15 protein-coding genes are annotated in these 19,352 nt (G+C 72.7%); 8 read left to right on the forward strand and 7 right to left on the reverse strand.

The annotated features are described in order from the left end of the window. Window positions 1-15: 15 nt before the first annotated feature. Entirely contained in the window at window positions 16-3,213 is a 3,198-nt protein-coding gene (locus AB0L33_RS03670) for a TIM-barrel domain-containing protein (protein WP_365677886.1), read from the reverse strand. A 276-nt stretch (window positions 3,214-3,489) separates the two neighbouring features. On the opposite strand from AB0L33_RS03670, the gene AB0L33_RS03675 reads away from it, so the two are divergent. Further along, the gene (locus AB0L33_RS03675; protein WP_365677483.1) at window positions 3,490-4,083 is read left to right on the forward strand and encodes a VOC family protein; all 594 of its coding nucleotides are present in this window, start codon (window positions 3,490-3,492) and stop codon (window positions 4,081-4,083) included. Between the two features lie 153 nt (window positions 4,084-4,236). After that, the gene (locus tag AB0L33_RS03680) at window positions 4,237-4,965 is read left to right on the forward strand and encodes an alpha/beta fold hydrolase (RefSeq protein ID WP_365677484.1); all 729 of its coding nucleotides are present in this window, start codon (window positions 4,237-4,239) and stop codon (window positions 4,963-4,965) included. 70 nt (window positions 4,966-5,035) lie between these two features. On the opposite strand, the gene AB0L33_RS03685 is transcribed toward AB0L33_RS03680, so the two are convergent. After that, window positions 5,036-6,217, reverse strand: a complete 1,182-nt coding sequence (locus AB0L33_RS03685) for a hypothetical protein (RefSeq protein WP_365677485.1) — start codon at window positions 6,215-6,217, stop codon at window positions 5,036-5,038. A gap of 155 nt (window positions 6,218-6,372) precedes the next feature. Beyond that, window positions 6,373-7,173, reverse strand: coding sequence for a GNAT family N-acetyltransferase (locus tag AB0L33_RS03690; RefSeq protein ID WP_365677486.1), 801 nt, complete (start codon window positions 7,171-7,173; stop codon window positions 6,373-6,375). A gap of 113 nt (window positions 7,174-7,286) precedes the next feature. Between AB0L33_RS03690 and AB0L33_RS03695 the strand changes: the two genes are divergently transcribed. Next, window positions 7,287-8,225 carry an aldo/keto reductase gene (locus tag AB0L33_RS03695; RefSeq protein ID WP_365677888.1) on the forward strand — a complete coding sequence of 313 codons (939 nt, stop codon included), beginning with the start codon at window positions 7,287-7,289 and terminating at the stop codon, window positions 8,223-8,225. Here the strand turns inward: AB0L33_RS03695 and AB0L33_RS03700 are convergent. Further along, a complete protein-coding gene (locus AB0L33_RS03700) occupies window positions 8,222-9,079 on the reverse strand; it encodes a helix-turn-helix transcriptional regulator (protein ID WP_365677487.1) in 858 nt (285 codons plus the stop codon). The two genes, AB0L33_RS03695 and AB0L33_RS03700, sit on opposite strands and share 4 nt — an antisense overlap. 144 nt (window positions 9,080-9,223) lie before the next feature. On the opposite strand from AB0L33_RS03700, the gene AB0L33_RS03705 reads away from it, so the two are divergent. From AB0L33_RS03705 to AB0L33_RS03725, 5 genes are all read left to right on the forward strand, one after another. After that, window positions 9,224-10,006, forward strand: a complete 783-nt coding sequence (locus AB0L33_RS03705) for an NAD(P)H-dependent oxidoreductase (RefSeq protein WP_365677488.1) — start codon at window positions 9,224-9,226, stop codon at window positions 10,004-10,006. Between the two features lie 137 nt (window positions 10,007-10,143). Further along, a complete protein-coding gene (locus tag AB0L33_RS03710; RefSeq protein WP_365677489.1) occupies window positions 10,144-10,968 on the forward strand; it encodes an aldo/keto reductase in 825 nt (274 codons plus the stop codon). Between the two features lie 46 nt (window positions 10,969-11,014). Next, complete coding sequence (locus AB0L33_RS03715; RefSeq protein ID WP_365677490.1) at window positions 11,015-11,809, forward strand: SDR family oxidoreductase; 795 nt, start codon at window positions 11,015-11,017, stop codon at window positions 11,807-11,809. A gap of 181 nt (window positions 11,810-11,990) precedes the next feature. Next, window positions 11,991-13,439 (forward strand): glycoside hydrolase family 76 protein, encoded by a 1,449-nt coding sequence (locus AB0L33_RS03720; protein WP_365677491.1) that lies wholly within the window; start codon window positions 11,991-11,993, stop codon window positions 13,437-13,439. A gap of 77 nt (window positions 13,440-13,516) precedes the next feature. Continuing rightward, complete coding sequence (locus AB0L33_RS03725) at window positions 13,517-15,907, forward strand: excinuclease ABC subunit UvrA (protein ID WP_365677492.1); 2,391 nt, start codon at window positions 13,517-13,519, stop codon at window positions 15,905-15,907. A gap of 23 nt (window positions 15,908-15,930) precedes the next feature. Here AB0L33_RS03725 and AB0L33_RS03730 read toward each other — a convergent pair whose 3' ends face one another. From AB0L33_RS03730 to AB0L33_RS03740, 3 genes are read right to left on the reverse strand one after another with little or no spacing between them, the layout of a single operon-like run. Then, window positions 15,931-16,845, reverse strand: a complete 915-nt coding sequence (locus AB0L33_RS03730; protein ID WP_365677493.1) for a class I SAM-dependent methyltransferase — start codon at window positions 16,843-16,845, stop codon at window positions 15,931-15,933. Beyond that, window positions 16,842-17,954, reverse strand: a complete 1,113-nt coding sequence (locus AB0L33_RS03735; protein WP_365677494.1) for a zinc-binding dehydrogenase — start codon at window positions 17,952-17,954, stop codon at window positions 16,842-16,844. The genes AB0L33_RS03730 and AB0L33_RS03735 overlap by 4 nt, the downstream gene beginning before the upstream one ends. After that, window positions 17,951-19,348 carry an aldehyde dehydrogenase family protein gene (locus AB0L33_RS03740; protein WP_365677495.1) on the reverse strand — a complete coding sequence of 466 codons (1,398 nt, stop codon included), beginning with the start codon at window positions 19,346-19,348 and terminating at the stop codon, window positions 17,951-17,953. Before AB0L33_RS03740 ends, AB0L33_RS03735 begins: the two co-directional genes overlap by 4 nt. Window positions 19,349-19,352 lie beyond the last annotated feature (4 nt).

Raw genomic sequence — 19,352 nt, forward strand, 5'->3', positions numbered from 1 at the left:
ACTGCCGGACCGCTGCTACCAGTACGTGACGGTCACCGGCGCATGGACGTTGCGCTTCGGCAGGGTGACGGTCAGCGTCCCGGACCCCGCGTCCCACGTGTACGCCTGAGCGGACAGGCGCGTCCCGCTCGCGGTGACCCGCTCGGGCGCGTGGTCGGCCTTGACCGACAGGGTCCACACCCGGTCCTTCGCCTGGCCCGCGAAGGACCCCTTCGCCGGGGCGACGGACACGGTGTGGCGTCCGCCGGACTCCTTGTACGAGACCTTCGTCGTGGTGCTCCGGGCCTTGCCCGCAGCGCCCCCGTCGTCCTCGTACAGGCTGAACGAACCGGAACCGCCCGGGGCGATCGTGAGCGTGAGGTCGTCCGCGCCGGCCGCCCCGTCGTGGGCGACGTCGTGCGTGCGGCTCGGGACGATCCCGCCCGCCCTGACGAACACGGGCATGGTGTCCAGCGTCGTCGTGACGTCCTGGGTGGTGCCGCCCTCGTAGGTCTTGCCGGTGAAGTAGTCCGTCCACTGCCCCGGCGGGAACCACACCGACGTCTTCGCGGAGGCGCCGGGCGTGGTGACCGGGGCGACCAGCATGTCGGAGCCGTAGAAGTACTCGCTGCCGGCCCTCTCGTACGCCCGCTGCTCCTCCGGGTACTCCAGATACAGGGGCCGGACGATCGGCACACCCGTCCGGTTGGCCTCCTCGGCGAGCGTGTACGTGTAGGGCAGCAGCTTCTCACGGAGGTTGAGGAACTTCTTCGCGGACGCCGACGCCTCGGGGCCGTACTGCCAGGGCAGCCGGTCGCTGTGGTTGCTGTGCAGCCGGTCGACGGGCTGGAAGGTGCCGAACTGCACCCAGCGCGCGTACAGGTCGTCGGGCAGCTTCGTCGTGGTGTGCGTGCCGCCGCCGTCGGTGTACGTCTCCGAGCCCTTCAGGCCCGTCGTGTCGTTGTGGCCCCCGATGTCATGCGTGACGTTGGCCATGCCCGTCGCCGCCGACTCGGCCGGGGTGTATCCCACCTCGAACTTCAGCGTGCCCCAGGTGGACGACGTGTCGCCGGTGAAGTGGACCGTGGTGCGCTTGTCGGCCCAGGGGCCGGTGGGCACCGACTGCTGGCCGCTGTAGCCGGCGGCCTGCAGCGAACCGTAGGCGCGCGAGAGGACGAACGGCCGGTCGAGGTGGCGGCCGGTGGTGTCCGCGTACTGCTGGTTGATCCACGCGTCCGGGGTCACACCCGGCAGCGACGACTGGGCCGCGTCGCAGCACCAGTCCAGCCACCAGAAGTCGTTGCCCTGATCGTCCATGGCCCGGTGCAGGTCCATGTACGCCTGCAGCTGGTCGGGGTCGCCGAAGTCGAAGACGTAGCAGTCCGGCCCGGCACCGCCGCCGCAACTTCCCTTCTTCAGCTTGCCCTTGGCGGTCTTCTGCGCCTGGGCGAACTGCGGGTCGGCGGCGAGGATGCTGGGGTGCACGTTGAGCGTGTTGTGCAGGCCCTGGGACTCGGACCAGTCGAAGAACCCCTTCGGATCGGGGAACTTGGCCGTGTCGATCTCCCAGCCGCTCCACGCGTTGACGGCCTTGTAGTCGGTGTCCGTCACCAGCACGTCCAACGGCACGCCCTCGGAACGGAACTTCGGCAGGATGGTGTTCCGGTAGTCCGCGTCCGTGCGGTCGATGTACTCCGAATACCAGACGCCGTACGCCCAGGAGGGCAGCAGCGCTGGGGGTCCGGTGAGCTTCGCCAGGTCGCCGAGGCCCTGCTTGTAGTCGTGCCCGTAGCCGAAGAGGTAGCCGTCCTGGTACGGGGCGCCGCCGTGTCCGGAGCGCTGGGTCACCTTGCGGGTGGCGGTGTCGTAGAGCGCGGACGGGGTGTCGTCCAGGAGGTACCAGCCGTCCCGGTTGAGCAGGCCGGGCGTGGTGACGGGCGGCGCGCCGTTGCCGGTGACGCCGTCGAGGCCGCGCCGGTAGCCGCCGAGGGCCAGGTGCGGCTGCGGAGCCGGGGCGCCGGTGGCGGCGACGGACACGGTGTCCGCGTTCACATGGCAGCTCCCCGCGTCCGGGCAGGCGAGGGTCACGTCATTGGCGCCCGCCTCCAGGTGCACGGGCAGGGTGGCCGTGGACCAGGTGTCCCAGTCGTCCGTCGCGGGGAACGACAGGGTGCCGGTGGCGCCGCCCGCCGACACGGCGGCGGTGCGCGTCTCGTGCCGGCCGTCGCCGCCCGGACCGTTGGCGTAACGGACGCGCAGGGTGTACGTGCCGGCCGAGGGGACCTCCACCACGTGCGTGGTCAGCGAGGAGCCCTGGTTGAGCTCCGCGACGAAGCCGTTCCCGGCGAAGCCCTGGTGATCGGTGGCGGCGGCCGCCGTGCCGACGACCCGTCCGGCCTCGGCCTCGCAGCTCACCCCGAACCGGCAGTCGGCGATCGCCGTGCTCGAGGCGGGCGGGAACGCCTCGTCCGCGCCCAGCAGCGCGACGCTGTCCACGTTCACACTGCCGGAGTCCGACGCGCCCCGGGTCAGGGCGACCGTGTGGTGTCCGGCGTCCAGCCGGACGTCGGCGAAGGCGGTGTCCCAGCTGTCCCAGTCCGCCGTAGGCGGAAGCGTCACCCGCTGCTCGTCACCGCCGTCCACCGACAGGGTGAGCGTGCGCGGCTCGGTCTTGCCGTCGCCGCCGCGCGCATTGGCGTACCGCACGGCGAACCGGTAGGAGCCCGCTGTCTTGACATCGATGTCAGAGGACAGGGAGGCGCCGGTGCTCTCGAACCCGGCGGCGAATCCGGTCCCGGTGTAGCCGTCGTGGTCGGACGCCACGGAGACCCCGGCGGCCCGCAGGTTCTCGGCCTCGCACAGCGCGCCGGGCGGGCAGCTGATGCGGTGCCAGGGCGTGGCGGTGACGGGGGAGTCGCCCGCGTTGAGCCGGACCGAGAGGTTGCTCGCGTCGAAGGGCCCGGAGCCGACCTTGTACCGCAGCGTCACCGCGCTCGTCCTGAGGGTGAGCCAGCCGTCCGCCGTCTTCGCGGTGTACGCCGCCGGGCTGAAGGAACCGCGGCCGATGGCGTTGAACGTCGCCTCGTCGGTGAACTCCCCGTCACCCGCGTACTCGGTCCGGATCAGCGTGGGCGACAGGACCTGGAACCGGGCGTCGCCCGAGGTCACCGTCGGGACGGCGTGGCTGCGCGGAGCGCCGGCCGAGGCCGGACCCGCCGTGCCCGTCACCGTCATGGCCGCGGCGGTCCCGAGGACGACGGCCCCACCGATCCACCGCCGCACCCCTCTGCGGCGCCTCGTGGAGGGAGGTTTCATGTGCGACTCCGTTCTCACCCGACCGGCCGGCCCGTCCGTACCGAGCCGCTCGCTGTGCATCGTTGGAAAAGTGCAAGAGGCATGAGAGCACGCCCATGACGCGGTGTCCATAAGTCCGACGCCGGAACCGAGTTCACGCCTGGGACGTGCGGCGGCACACTGGACGGACGAGTGGGGCTGGGAAAGGGGGACGGGATGCTGACCGGGATCGTGATCGACGCCTGCGACGTGAGGGGAGCCGCCCGCTTCTGGGCCGACGCGACCAGGGGCCGCACCGGCGGCCTCCGGCTGCGCTTCGAACGCTGCGACCGGCCGAAGCCGGCGCACAAGAACCGCCTCCACCTCGACCTGGCCGGCGGACCGGACTGGGAGGCGGAGGCCGAGCGCCTGCTCGCGCTCGGAGCGACCCGGACCGACATCGGTCAGGGCGATGTGCCGTGGGACGTGCTGGCCGACCCGGAGGGCAACGAGTTCTGTCTCCTGCGGCCCGGGCACCCGGGCGTGCGCGCCGGCTCCGGGCTCGTCGCGGTCTGCCTCGACGTCACCGAGGAGGAGCGCGACGCCCAGCGCGACTTCTGGGCGAGCTGGTCCGGCTGGCCCGTGGAGGAGGACCACGACCGGTGCGTGCGTCTGCGCCGGACCCCCGACGCTCCGGTCTCGTTCGTGATGGGACCACCCGCCGCGCCGCGGGCCGAGCGGGACCGGATGCGGCTCGATGTCCGACGGCCCGGTGTCGAACCGGGCGCACACCGCGATCCCGGCGGGAACACCTTCCACGTCGGCGGCTGACCGCGGTGGGGTCGTCCCGCGGCCGCGGGGCGCTCGCCATCCGGCCCGACCGGAGGACGACACCGGTGAATTAGCCGATGGCGCGGGCACACCCTGCCCGGCACCGTGTCCGGGCAGGCAACCACATCCCCGCGTTCCCCTCAGGAGTGCCCCATGCCCCGTCGTTCACCGCGTCGCCTCCTCGGCGCCCTCGCGGCCGTCACGGTCGCGTTCACCCTGTTCTCCTCGGCGTCCGCGGCCGGTGCCGCCGAGACGCCCGCACCGGCCGGCGCGGCCGCGGTCCAGCCGCTGTCGACCAGCACCCCGGTCGTCTTCGTCCACGGCTACACCGGCAGCGCCTCCAACTGGGTCACCGCCATGGGCGTCTTCCGCCTCAACGGCTGGTCGAGCTCGAACCTGTTCGCGTACGAGTACGACTCCTACGGCAACAACATCACCAACGCCCAGGGCCTCGCCGCCTTCGTCGAGAACGTGAAGTCCCGGACCGGGGCGAGCAAGGTCGCCATCGTCAACCACTCCATGGGCGGCCTGGTCAGCCAGTACTACCTGAAGGTGCTCGGCGGCAACACCAGCGTCAGCCACCTCGCGTCCATCGCCGGCGCCAACCACGGCACCACGGCCGCCGGGGCCTGCCTGATCTACACGACCTGCCAGCAGATGTACCCGGGCTCCTCGTTCATCTCGCAGATCAGCTCCGGTGACGAGACCCCCGGCGACACCAAGTACGCCACCTGGTACTCGGCGTGCGACGGCGTCATCCTCCCGTACACCAGCACCCGGCTGAGCGGCGCGACGAACAACAACGTGCTCTGCCAGAACCACATCGGGTTCCTGGCGGACACGATCGTCCTCGGTCAGATCGCGCGGTTCGTCGCCTCCTGACCCCGCGCGGCCCGGACGGGTCCGGTCACCGACGGCAGGGCGTCGGTGACCGGACCCGTCCGCCGTCCGCTCAGGCCCGGGCGCGGCGGCGGCGCACCGCGGTGAAGCCCAGGGCGCCCGCCCCGGCCGCGACGAGGCCCGCCGCGCCCACCGCGGTCGCCGAGAGGCCGCCGCTCCCCGTCTCGGCCAGCTGCGCGGACACACCGGACGACGTCGAGGTGGTGCCGGTGCCGGACGGGGTGGGGGAGGACGACACGGTGGCGGTCGGGGAGGGGGACGGGGTGGTGGCCGCCGCCTTCTTCACGGTGATCGTGGCCCCCTTGCCGCAGCTGGTCGTGCCCCGGAAGGTGCCCGGCCCCTCGTTGACGATCGCGCACGGGTTCAGGGTGGTCTTCCCGGCCGGTGCGTCCTTGAGGTAGGTCACCCGGACCTGCGCGGACGTGCTGCCGTGTGCCTTGAGGGAGACGTCCGGGCCGATGACGTTGAAGCCGTACACATCGGGTTCGGCGCTGTCGGTGATCGGCTTCAGCGTGGTCCACTTCCCCGAGCGCAGCACCTGGACGGAGGCATGGCGGCTCGTCATGAGCACATCGCTCACGTTCTCGTACGCGGACGGCGTCGGGTTGTCGACCGTGGCCGTGAAGGTGATCCCCGGCCCGCCCGCCACCGCGGTGGCGGGCACTCCCGACAGGTGGGTGTCCAGCCCGTCGACCGCGACGTCGTCCACATCGGTGTCGTTCGCCGCCCCCGCGGCACCGTAGGAGATCATCGTCGTGAGCTTCAGACGGTCGGTGCCGCCGTTGCTGTCGCCGTTGTGCGGGGTGCCCATGGGGAGCCCGAGGCGCAGCTGCACGGTCCGCGACTTCCCGGCGGCCAGCGGGAACTGCTCGGGCAGCTCACCGCCGTACACGGTGCCTTCGACGAGCGTCAGCGGCACGGACTTCCAGGTTGTCCCGTCGAGCCGGTACTCCAGGCTCAGCGCGTTCTCCGGCAGGCCGTTGCCCCCGTCGATGCGGTAGATGAGGCGCGCCGAGGAGGTGTCGTTCGGGCCGGTGTTGGACGCCGTGGTGGTGAAGGCGACGGGCAGACCGCCGCTTCCGATCAGCGCGGGCGCGTCGGTGGAAACGGCCAGTGTGGGCATTCCGGTGTCGGCCAGGGCGGCCGGGGCCAGAGCGGCGCCGGTGACGGTCAGCAGCAGTCCTGCGGCCGAGGCGACGAAGGTCGAACGCAGGGTGCGGGCAACGGTGTTCAAGGTTTTCCCCCCAAGACGTGTGGGTGCGCGGCCGGTTGCCGCGTCCCGTGGACGGCGGGTGGATCAGCCCGCCGTCTCACCCAGTTGGACAGGCCACCCCGGCTCCGGGTTGTGACCCCGCGTGTCATGGTTCTGTGACAGCGCTTTCGGGCACCTCACACCCGCAACCCGTAGAAGCGCAGGGCCGAGTTCGGGGTGAAGCCGATCCGCGGGTACACCGGAGCCCCCGCCGCCGTCGCGTGCAGCGTGGCGCGGGTCAGCCCGGTCGCGCGGGCCCCCTCGTACAGTGCCTTGCGCGTCACCGCCTCCCCGTACCCCCGGCGCTCCCACGCCGGATCGGTGGCGACGAGCACGACGAAGAGCCGGCCCGCCGCCTCCACCGTCGCGGCACACGTCACCGGAACGCCCTGCCGCAGCCCCAGATAGGCGTGCACCCCGCTCTTCCACAGCGAGGACCCGGCCAGCCCGTCCCGGCCCGCGTCCAGCGGGAAGCCGTACGCGCGCGAGTTCAGATCGGCGTACGCCAGCAGGTGATCGTCCTCGCTCACGCGGACGAACTCCAGCTCGGGGTGGGCCGGTTCGGGCAGCGGGAACAGGTCGCCCGCCATGCCCGTGCCGGGGAAGGCGTACGCGAGACCGGCCCGCTCGGCCGCCGTGTCCAGCGCGGCGCGCGCCTCCGCGTCGAGCAGCCCCTCGAAGACCCAGAGGAAGCCGGGCCGGCGCTTCGCCCGCATGATGTCGGCGGCCTCGGCCATGCGCCGTGCGGCCAGCGCCGCGTCCGCGCCGACGTCGGTCAGGGTGACGCAGTTCCAGAAGGCGAAGCCGCAGTCGGCCCAGCGCACGGCGATCCCGGGCAGGTCGCGTACGTCCGCGCGGCTGTCCCGGTCGAGCACCAACTTTCTCCATCCGGCGGTGAGTTGTTCCATCGATTCGACCGATTCCGCGAGATCCGCCACCACAACTCCTGAAGGTTTCGAACGACGGGCTTGACCTGGAGCGCACTTCAACGCCGAGCATGACGTACATGAACCGCACGGACACCAACCACGCGAACACGGACGGCACCCACATGAACGAGGCGGACACCCGGATCGTTCTGGGCACCATGGGCTTCGGCACCCAAGTGGACGCCGACACCTCCTTCGCCCTCCTCGACGCCTTCGTCGCCGGGGGCGGAGCATGGCTCGACACCGCCAACTGCTACTCCTTCTGGGCCGATCCGAGCGGCGTCGGCGGCGCCAGCGAGCGCGTCATAGGCGCCTGGCTGGCGGCCCGGCCCGGCGCCCGCGACGCCGTGCGGATCGCGACCAAGGTCCGGCAGAACCCGCTCGTTCCGCACTCCTGGCCGCAGAGCGCCGAAGGTCTCTCCGCCCGCGCCGTCCACGCGGGTGTGGCGGAGAGCCTGGAACGCCTCGGCGTCGACCACGTCGATCTGCTGTGGGCCCACGCCGAGGACCGCACCGTTCCGCTGGCGGAGACGGTCGGGGCCTTCGGTGAACTGGTCACCAAGGGCGTGGCGTTGCGCGTGGGCGCCGCGAACCACACCGCCTGGCGCGTCGAGCGGGCCCGGTCCCTGGCCCGCGAGCAGGGCGCGGAGCCGTGGACCGCCCTGCAACTGCGCCACTCCCTCGTCCAGCCGCGCCCGCTCACCCCGCTCGCCGAGGGCGGCCACCGCCTGCTCACCCCCGAGGACCTGGACCTCGCCGAGGCGGAAGGGCTCGACGTGTGGGCGTACAGCTCCCTGCTCTGGGGCTCCTACACGCGCCCGGACAAGCCGTTCCCCGACACGTACGACCACCCCGGCACCGCCAGGGTCCTCGCGGTCCTCGAAGAGGTGGCCGGTGAGGTCTCCGCGACGAAGAACCAGGTCGTGCTGGCGTGGCTGCTGCACCAGGGCATCGCCCCGATCGTCGGCGTGAGCCGCGTACAGCACGTCGGCGAAGCGCTCGTCGCCCGGGACGTCCGGCTCACCGACGACCACCTGGCGCGCTTCGAGGCGGCGCGCTAGCGGGGCCGTTCCTCACGGACCCGGGGCCGGGAGGGCGGCGCGTCGTCGCTCTCCGCCCCCAGGCCGGCCAGCAGCCGCAGCCCGTCCGCCGCCGGGCTGCCGGGCGCCGCCGACAGCACGATCATCTCCCGGCCCGGCGCGTCCGCCAGGGAGAAGTTCTCCTGGTGCAGTTCCAGCAGGCCGACGAGCGGGTGCCGGTACGCCTTGCGCCCATGCGTACGGGCGCGCACATCCGCGCGGGCCCACAGCCGGCGGAACCGGTCGCTGCCCATCGAGAGCTCCCCGATGAGCGACGCCAGCCGCGCGTCGTCCGGATACTTGCCCGCGGCCAGCCGCAGATGGCCGACCGCGTCCAGGGTGCACTGCTCCCACTCCGCGTAGAGGCCCCGCTCGGTCTCCTCCAGGAACAGGTGCCGGGCGGTGTTCAGCCCTGGCAGCGGCCGGCCGTACAGCAGCCGGGCGAGGCGGTTGCCCGCGAGGACGTCCATGCGGTGGTCCATGAGCAGCGCGGGTGCGTCGGTGACCAGGTCGAGCACGTGCAGCAGCTCCGGCCGCACGCGCCCGCCGGGTGCCTTCGCGCGCCGACGGCGCTGACGGGCCAGCCGGTCGAGGTGCTCGCGCTCGGTCTCGTCCAGGCCGAGGACCCGGGCGAGGGCGTCGAGGACCTGTTCGGAGGGCTGCGTCGCGCGTCCCTGTTCCAGGCGCACGTAGTAGTCGACGCTCACCCCGGACAGGTGCGCGACCTCTTCGCGGCGCAGCCCGTCGACCCGGCGGCGGCTGTCGGCGGCGATGCCGGCCGTGGCCGGGTCGACCCGGGCGCGCCGGGTGCGCAGGAATCCCGCGAGATCGTCCATGCCCCCAGTATGGCCGCGCCCGCCCCGCACGAGGGTGGCCCTGCCGGTACCAGGAAGTCCCGTCCGACGGAAGCGGCGCCCCTGAACAACGGGCGCCCCGGCGCCCAGGATCGAAGCCATCCGATCCGAAGGAGTGCGGTTCCCATGAAGACGCTCATCGTCCACGCCCACCCCGAGCCCAGGTCCCTCAACGGCTCGCTCAAGGACCTCGCGGTCTCGACCCTGGAGGCGGCCGGGCACGAGGTGCGGGTGAGCGACCTGTACGCCATGAACTGGAAGGCCACCGTCGACGCGGCGGACTACGGGCCCGACGCCTCGGACCCGCTCAGGCCGGCCCGGGACTCCGGCCGCGCCTTCGACGCCGGGACGCTCACCCCGGACGTGCGCGCCGAGCAGGAGAAGTTGCTGTGGGCGGACACCGTCATCTTCCAGTTCCCCCTGTGGTGGTACACGATGCCGGCGATCCTGAAGGGCTGGGTGGACCGCGTGTTCACGTTCCACTTCGCGTACGGCGTCGGCGAGCACAGCGACACCAAGTACGGCGAGCGCTACGGCGAAGGCACCCTCGCGGGCCGCCGGGCCCTGCTCTCGGTGACCGTCGGCGGCCTGGAATCGCATTACGCGCCCCGGGGCATCAACGGCCCCATCGACGACCTGCTGTTCCCGATCCAGCACGGCATCCTGCACTACCCGGGCCTGGAGGTGCTTCCGCCGTTCGTCCTGTACGGCACCGACCGGATGACCGACGCGGACTACCCGGAAGCGGCCAAGGCGTGGCGGGAGCGCCTGCTCACGCTGGAGACGACCGCCCCGGTCCCGTACCGCCGCCAGAACTTCGGCGACTACGAGATCCCGTCCCTGCACCTCAAGGAAGGGCTGGAACCGGCGGGCCGCACGGGCTTCGGGCTGCACGTCGGGACTGACTGACGCGGGAAGCCGTCGATTGCATTAATGAGCGTCTGCAAGTATTGTCGATGCATGTAAGGCGCTCTTGCATGCATGTGCGGCGAGCCGGCCCGGCTCGCCGCACGGCGCCCGACGAACACGAAAAGGACCACCCCCCCATGGCTTCCGTTCCCCACCTCACGCTCAACAACGGCGTCCGCATGCCCCAGCTCGGCTTCGGCGTCTTCCAGGTGCCCGACGACGAGACCGCCACCGCGGTCGGGCACGCCCTCGAAGCGGGCTACCGCAGCATCGACACCGCCGCGGTGTACGGCAACGAACGCGGTGTCGGCCGGGCCATCGCCGACTCCGGCCTGCCGCGCGAAGAGCTCTTCGTCACCACCAAGCTGTGGAACGCCGACCAGGGCTACGACCGGGCGCTCGCCGCCTTCGACGCCTCGCTGGACAAGCTCGGGCTGGACCACGTGGACCTCTACCTCATCCACTGGCCCACCCCCGCCCGGGACCTGTACACGGAGACGTACAAGGCGCTGGAGAAGATCCTCGCCGACGGCCGCGCCCGCGCGATCGGTGTCTCCAACTTCCAGGTCCCCCACCTGCGGCGGCTCATCGAGCACACCGGGACCGTCCCCGCCGTCAACCAGATCGAGCTGCACCCCGGGCTCCAGCAGGCCGAGCTGCGCGCCTTCCACGCCGAGCACGGCATCGCGACCGAGGCGTGGAGCCCGCTCGCGCAGGGCGCCGTTCTGGGGGACGAGGCGATCACGCGCATCGCTCAGGCCAATGGCGTAACCCCCGCGCAGGTCGTGCTGCGCTGGCACCTGGCGACGGGCAACATCGTGATCCCCAAGTCCGTCACCCCCGCCCGCATCCGGCAGAACCTCGACGTCTTCGGCTTCGACCTGACCGATGCCGACCTGGCCGGCCTCGCCGCTCTCGACCGGGGGCTGCGCACCGGCCCGGACCCCGACACGCTCAACTGACCCGCGCCCGGCCGTGTCGCCGGCCCCGGCGCGAGGAGGACCCGCCATGCACATCGATCTCTCCGGCCGCACCGCCCTGGTCACCGGCTCCACCCAGGGCATTGGCGAGGCCATCGCCGTCGGGCTGGCCCGCGCCGGCGCGCACGTCGTGGTGAACGGCCGCGGTCAGGAGCGGGTCGCCGCGGCCGTCCACGCCGTACGCACCGCCTCGGGGAACGACGAGGTCACCGGAGCGGCGGGCGATCTCGCGACCGAGGACGGCACCGCGGCCGTCCTGGAGGCCGCACCGGCGGTCGACATCCTGGTCAACAGCCTCGGTGTCTTCGGGTCCGCCGCCCCGCTGGGGATCGAGGACGCGGAGTGGCGCCGCTACTTCGAGACCAACGTCCTCTCCGCCGTCCGCCTCATCCGCGCCTACCTTCCGGGCATGAAGGACAACGGCTGGGGGCGCGTCCTCAACATCGCCAGCGACTCGGCCGTGGTCATCCCCGCCGAGATGATCCACTACGGCATGACCAAGACCTCGCTGCTCGCGGTCTCCCGGGGCTTCGCCAAGGAGGCCGCGGGCACCGGTGTCACGGTCAACTCCGTCATCGCGGGCCCCACCCACACCGGCGGCGTCGAGGACTTCGTCCGGGAACTCGTCGGCGACGACCTCCCCTGGGACGAGGCCCAGCACGCGTTCATGGTTCGGCACCGCCCGCAGTCCCTGCTGCAACGCCTGATCGAGCCCGAGGAGATCGCGAACATGGTCGTCTACCTCGCCTCCCCGTACGCCTCCGCCACCACGGGCGGCGCCCTGCGTGCCGACGGCGGATACGTCGACTCGATCCTGCCCTGAGCGCGCCGTCCGCCACCGCTCGTCCACGCAGGCGTCCCGCGCCGCCGCGGCGACCGCGGTCCGGCGCGCGGCCTGCGCCGCAGCGTTGACGTGCTCATGGTGCTTCGCTAGCGTCGGAGAGCGTTCTCCTGTGCGTCGGCGGAGCGCCCTCCGCCGCCCCCACTCGTTCCGGGAGTCCTCCATGAAGCCTGCACGTCCCCGGGCGGCCCTCATCGGCGCCGTACTGACAACGTTGTCCGCACTGCTCGCGGGCGCTGTGCCCGCCGCCGCTGCCCCGGAGGCGGCGGTGTGCAACAAGTACTGCGACGCGCGGGACCCGGCGCTCAGTCCGCAGGACCGGATTCCCGTCACGGCCACCGTCGCCTCCCGCGAGATCGCCCTCCACTTCGACGACACCGACGCGATGGGCTGGGGCTCCATCGACAACGGCGGCGCGGGCGACCACGTCTGGCTGGACCGGTCCATGGACGGCGGCCGGACCTGGGCGTCCGGCAGCAAACTGGGCGACACCGCCGTTCCCTCCGGCGGCCGGGGCTGGCGCACCCAGATGTACAACGTGGACGACTGGAACACCCAGGGCGTCGGAGCCCTGCGCGCCTGCGGGCAGCCGGCGGGCGGCGGCACCATCGCGTGCACCCCATGGGCCCGCACCACATGGAACGCGGGCAGCCGGAGCACCGCCGCCGCGACCGCCCTGATGATGTCGTACGACCGGGGCACCAAGCTCTTCGGCGGCAACGGCTGGTGGACGGCGGCCAACGCGCTGACCGCCGTCATCGACAACATCCGGATCACCGGCATGGGCAGCTACCGGTACGCCATCGCGGACACGTACGAGAAGAACATCAACGCCCAGGGCGGCCGGTTCCGCAACGAATACCTGGACGACACCGGCTGGTGGGGCCTCGCCTGGATCGCCGCGTACGACCTGACGGGGGAGAGCCGCTACCTCGACACCGCCCGGGCCGACGCGGACCACATGTTCGCCAACTGGAACGGCACCTGCGGCGGCGGGGTCCGGTGGAACACCGACGGCAACTACAAGAACGCCATCACCAACGAGCTCTTCCTCGGCCTCACGGCGGCCCTGCACAACCGCATCCCCGGCGACACGGTGTACCTGGAGCGGGCGAAGAACGAATGGGACTGGTTCCGGGGCAGCGGCATGATCAACGGTGACCGCATGATCAACGACGGCCTCGACGGCAACTGCGCCAACAACGGCCAGCCCACCTGGACCTACAACCAGGGCGTCATCCTCGGCGCGCTCACCGAACTGCACCGGGCCACCGGCGACCAGGCCCTCCTGACGACCGCGCGCGGCCTCGCCGACGCGTCGACGGTCCGGCTCCAGACCGACGGCGTCCTGCGCGAACCCGGCGAGGGCGACGGCTGCACGGGAGACGGCCCCAGCTTCAAGGGCGCCTATGTGCGCGGCCTCGGCACCCTCAACCGCGCGCTCTCCGACCACCCTTACGCCGCCCCCCTCACCCGCTGGGCCGACAGCGCCCACGCCCGCGACCGCAACGCCCTCGACCAGTACGGCCCGCACTGGAACGGCGGCGGCGGGACCACCGACTACGGCTGCCAGCAGAGCGCCCTCGACCTGCTCAACGCCGCCACCGGCTGACCTCCCGGGGCGCCCGGCACGCGAAATGCCGGGCGCCGTCACCCGTGAAGGAACACCCGGCTGAGTACGATCCCCTGATGAGCGATGCGCATGCGGCCGGGGTGATCCGCGTGGTCGGCGCGGCGACGAACAACCTCAAGGACATCACCGTAGACGTGCCCAAGAAGGCGCTCACCGTCGTCACGGGGGTGTCCGGCTCGGGCAAGTCCTCGCTGGTGCTGGACACGATCGCGGCCGAGGCCCAGCGGCTGGTCAACGACGCCTATCCGACGTTCGTACGCAACCGGCTGCCGCAGCTGCCCGCGCCCGAGGTCCAGTCGATGGACGGGCTCACGTTCACGGCGCTGATCGACCAGCGCCGCTTCACCGGCAACGCCCGCTCCGTCGTGGCGACCGCCTGCGACGTCGCACCACTGATGCGGCTCGTGTTCTCGCGGATCGGCGAACCCTCCGCCGGGTACACACCCGCGTACTCCTTCAACGACCCGACCGGGATGTGCCCGCAGTGCGAGGGCATCGGCACCGTCGTCGACATCGACCCCGCCGAACTCATCGACCCGGAGAAGTCCATCAACGAGGGGCCCGTCCGCTTCAGCCTCTTCCGGCGCGGCGGATACCGGTGGAAGAGGTACGCGTACAGCGGACTGTTCGACCGGGACAAGCCGCTGAAGGACTACACGAACGAGGAGATGGACCTCTTCCTCCACGCCGAGCAGCTGAAACTGCCCGACCCGGACCCCGAGTTCCCGAAGACCGCCCGCTTCGACGGCGTCATCACCCGCGTGCGCGACACCTTCGTCAAGAACCACCCGACGAAGATCTCCGCACAGGTCCGCGAGGAGCTCGACCGCATCACCACCCGGCACACCTGCCCGGAGTGCCACGGCACCCGGCTCAACGAGGCGGCCAGGGCCAGTCTGATCGACGGCCGTTCCCTCGCGGACTGGTCGGCCATGTCGGTCACCCGGTTACGGGAGCTGCTGGCGGACACCCACGACCCGCGCGTCGAACCCGCGCTCGACGGCATCCGCGCCACCCTCGACGCCCTCCGCTCCGTCGGCCTGGGCTACCTCTCGCTGGACCGGACCTCCTCCACCCTCTCCGGCGGCGAGGCCCAGCGCGTGAAGATCGTCCGGCACCTGGGCAGCGCCCTCACCGACGTCACCTACGTGTTCGACGAGCCCTCGGTCGGCCTGCACCCCGTGGACGTCCACCTCCTCACCCAGCTGCTGCTCCGGCTGCGGGACTCGGGCAACACCGTGCTGGTGGTCGAGCACCACCGGCAGCTGATCGGCATCGCGGACCACGTCATCGACATCGGCCCGGGCGCCGGGGCCGAGGGCGGGCGGATCGAGTTCGAGGGCACGCCCGACGCCCTCCGCGCGAGCGGCACGGTGACCGGGCGGCTGCTCGGGACCCCGCTGAAGGTCGCGGCCAGGGCCCGCCCGTGGCAGGGCTCCGCCCTCGTCCGCAAGGCCCGGGCCAACAACCTGACCGGCTTCGACGCCGAAGTCCCGCTCGGCGTCCTCACCGCCGTCACCGGGGTCGCGGGCTCCGGCAAGAGCTCCCTCGCCACCCGGGAACTCCCCGCCCAGCACCCCGGGTTCACCGTCGTGGGCCAGGACCCGCTGCGCGGCGGACAGCGGTCCACCTCGCTGTCCGTCCTCGGCGTGGCCGACCACGTCCGGGGCGCGTTCGCGCGGGCGTCGGACCTGGACCCGTCCTGGTTCAGCTTCAACTCCAAGGGCGCCTGCCCCGCCTGCCGGGGCAAGGGCCACCTCACCACCGAGCTGGCCTTCCTGGACGACGTTTCCACCCCGTGCGACGTGTGCCGGGGCCGGCGCTTCAACGACACCGCCCTCGCCGTCACGGTCGGCGGCAGCACCATCGCCGATGTGCTCTCCATGGCCGCGCACGAACTCGCGGACTTGTTCCCCGACGACCCCGGAATCGTCGCGGCGATGTCCTGGCAGCAACGCGTCGGCCTCGGCTACCTCGCCGTCGGCCAGTCCCTCGACACGCTCTCCGGCGGGGAGAAGCAGCGCCTTCTCCTCGCGCGCCACCTCTGCGGTGTGGACGACCTGTCCGGCGAGCGGATCGTCCTGGACGAGCCGACCACCGGACTGCACCCCAGCGACGTGGACCGAATCAATGTGCTCTTCGACGACCTGCTGGACGCCGGGGCCACGCTCGTCGTGGTCGAGCACAACCTCCGCGTCGTCGCCCGAGCCGACCACGTCATCGACATCGGGCCCGGGGCCGGCAGCGACGGCGGCCGGGTCGTCTTCACCGGCACCCCGGCCGCCCTGCTCGGCGACGACACCTCGCTGACCGGCCGCGCGCTCCGGCTCGCCGCCGCACCCGAGACCCCGTCGCCGGTCTCCTCGCCGGCACGGAGAACACCGGCATCGCCCTCCTCCCCGTCCAGCGCTGCGAGGAGGGCGACTTCATCGGATACCGCGGACTGAACACGCCCTGGGACCGGCAGGCCCTACATCCGGCGCCGGTACGCGAACACCCACCGGTTCCCCTCCAGCGCGTCGTTCGGCTCCGGCAGGGGGCCGCGCCCGTGGCGGCGGGTGAACTCGAAGGGCGTGTGCGTCGACGCGGACCAGCCCCGCGCGGCGAGCCGCCCCGCCGAGTCGGGCCGCGGGCCCTTGTCGAAGAGGTCGAGCAGGTCGATGCCGATCTGCTCGCGCGTCGCCGTGTAGATCGCGCTGTCCCGGTACGCCAGGAGGTCCGCCTCCAGCTTCGCCTCGAAGGCCAGCGCGCTGCCCTCGGCGGCCAGCAGGTCGACGGTGTCCACGAGATACGTTTCCGCTGGGCCCGGCAGGTAGAACAGCAGCCCTTCCGCCAGCCAGATGCTCGGCGCCGCCGGGTCGAAGCCCGACGTGGTCAGCGCGGTGACCCAGTCGTCGCGCAGATCCACCGGCACGAGCACGCGGCTCACCTTCGGCGCGGCCGACAGGTCTGTCAGCACCTGGTGCTTGAAGGCCAGCACACCCGCCCGGTCGACCTCGAAGAACACGCAGCCGGACGGCCAGTCGAGCCGGAACGCCCGCGTGTCCAGCCCGGCCCCCAGGAGCACCACCTGGCGGGCGCCCGCGAGCACCGACCGCACGACGAAGTCGTCCAGGACCCGGGTCCGCAGCCCGAAGTAGCGGGCGAACCGGCCCCACAACGCGTTCGCGTCCCCGTCGGGCACCTGCTCGATGCGCACCGGCCACCCGGCGCACGCCGGAGCGGCCCGGACGAAGTGCTCGGCATAGATGTCGCGGGCCAGGCTGTCGCGGCGACGGGTCTCGATCGCGCGGGCGGCGGCGACCAGCAGCGCGGTCAGGCCCACACCCGCGTCCACGCCTTCCACCGCCAGGTCCTGGTGCGTCGTACCGGATGCCTCGTTCATCGGTTCCTTCCCTCCGGGATCAGGACGGGTTTGACCACCCGGCCCGCTTCGCAGTCGCGTTCGGCATCGTTGACGTCGGCCAGGGGATAGGTACGGATCAGTCGGTCGAAGGGGAAGCGCCCGGCCCGCCACAGCTCCGTCAGTACGGGGATCAGCAGCCCCGGCACGGCGTCCCCCTCGCAGATGTGGCGGACGCTCCGGCCCCGGTCCAGCGTGCCCGGCTCCAGCGCCAGGGCGCTGTGCAGCCGCGCCACCAGGCCCAGCGTCCCGGTCGGGCGCAGCGCCCGGAGCGCGTCGTTGATCAGGGCGGGCGACGCCGTCGTGTCCAGCGCGTACCGCGCACCGCCGTCCGTCAGCCGGCGGACGCGCTCCGGCAGCCCGGCCGCGTCGGCGGACAGCGGGACGGCCCCGAACCGCTCGGCCAGCTCCAGCCGCCGCGGCAGCCGGTCCACCGCCACCACCGGTACACCGGCCGCCCCCGCCGCCATGACCGCGGCCAGCCCCACCGCCCCGGCGCCGAGGACCACCAGCGGGTCGGCGGGACCGGCGCGGAAGGTGTTCAGCACCGCCCCGGCCCCGGTGAGGAAGCCGCAGCCGAGTGGCCCGAGCAGTTCGAGGGGCAGTCCGGGGTCGACGCGGACCGCGTTGCGGGCGGACACGAGCGCGTACTCGGCGAACGAGGACTGGCCGAACCACCGGGGCGCCAGCGCCTTCCCGTCCGCGTCGCCGAGCCGGGCCGGCTCCCGCGCACGGCCGCCGAAGAGGTTGAGGGCGGCGAAGGAGTCGCAGTACGCGGGAGCCGCGCCCCGGCAGTTCCGGCAGTGCCCGCAGGAGTCGAAGCTCAGCACCACATGGTCGCCGACGCCGGTCTCCGTACCGGGCCCGCCGCCCGACCCCACGACGACCCCGGCCCCCTCGTGGCCGAGGACGGCCGGCAGCGGGCTGCGCCCGGCGGACCGGCGCACCGCGAGGTCGGTCCGGCACATCCCGGTGCCCGCGATCTCCACCAGCAGCTCACCGGCGGCGGGCTCCGTCCGCAGGACGACGTCCTCGACCGCGAACGGCTCCTCGTACGAGCGCAGCACCGCCGCCCGGAATCTCCTGGTCATGGCTCCTCCGGGCGGTGGACGACGAAGGGCCGCAGATTTCCGTACAGCCCCCACGGCCCGCCCGCGACGCCGACCCCGCTGTCCTTGATCCCGGCGAACGGCTGGGCGAGCGACAGTTCCGCGTGATGGTTGATCCAGGCCGTCCCGCACTCCAGCCGGTCCGCCACCGCCTCGGCCCGGTCGAGATCGGTGCCCCAGACGGAGCCGCCGAGCCCGAAGCCGGTGCTGTTGGCCGCGTCGACCGCCTCATCGACGCTCCCGTACGGGAGCACCGGCAGGACGGGCCCGAACTGTTCCTCCGTCACCACCGCACTGTGGGGCGGCACGTCGGTGAGGATCGTCGGGGCGAAGAAGTGGCCCGGCCCGTCCAGCCGGTGTCCGCCGGCCGCGGCCCGGGCGCCGTCGGCCAGGGCCCGTGCGGTGAGCTCGGCCACCCGGGCCAGCTGCGGGGCGTTGTTGACCGGGCCGATGCGGGTGTCCGGGTCGAGGCCGCTGCCCACCGCGACGGACTTCGCCCGCCGGGCCAGCGCCTCGACCACCTCCGCGTGCAGCCGGGCGGGGGCGTACACCCGTTTGACGGCCATGCAGACCTGCCCGCAGTTGCGGAACGCGGCCCAGAACAGCCGGTCCGCCACCTCCTCCACATCGACGTCGTCCAGCAGGACGGCCGCGTCGTTCCCGCCCAGTTCCAGGGTGACCCGGGCGAGGGAGGCCGCCGCGCCCCCGGCGACCGCCCGCCCGGTGGGCACCGAACCGGTGAACGTGACGTGGCGGATGCCCGGGTGCGCCACCAGCCGGGCCCCGAGCGGTTCGCGCCCGGTGACGACGGTCAGCACGTCATCGGGCAGGGCGGCCGCGAGAACGGACCCCAGCAGCCGGGTGGCGAGCGGGGTGTACGGGGACGGTTTGAGTACCACGGTGTTGCCCGCCGCGAGCGCGGGCGCGAACTTCGCCGCCGCCAGCTGGAGCGGGAAGTTCCACGGCACGACCGCGGCGACCGGTCCGACGGGACGCCAGCGGACCTCGCTGCGCACGGGCCGTCCGTCGCTGATCCGCCGAGTCCGGGGGGCCAGGTCCGCGAAGTACCGCAGCCGGGCCGCCGTCCGGGCGACCTCCGCGTGCGACTCGGCCAGCGGCTTGCCCTGCTCCCGGGTGAGCAGCCGCGCCAGGCCGTCACCGGCCGCCTCCACGGCGTCCGCCGCGCCGAGCAGCGCGTGCGCCCGGGCGGCCGCGTCGGCCCGCCACCCGGACCAGGCCCGGTGGGCCCGGCCGATCACCGCGTCCAGCTCGTCCGGCCGCATGTCGGGGGCCTCGCCGCAGGTCTCCCCGGTGGCCGGGTCGGCCACGGAGAACCACGCGCCCCGGCCGCGCTCCACCGCGTCGGAGGTCGGCATCCCG

Source organism: Streptomyces sp. NPDC052299 (assembly GCF_040679335.1).
Classification (GTDB): domain Bacteria; phylum Actinomycetota; class Actinomycetes; order Streptomycetales; family Streptomycetaceae; genus Streptomyces.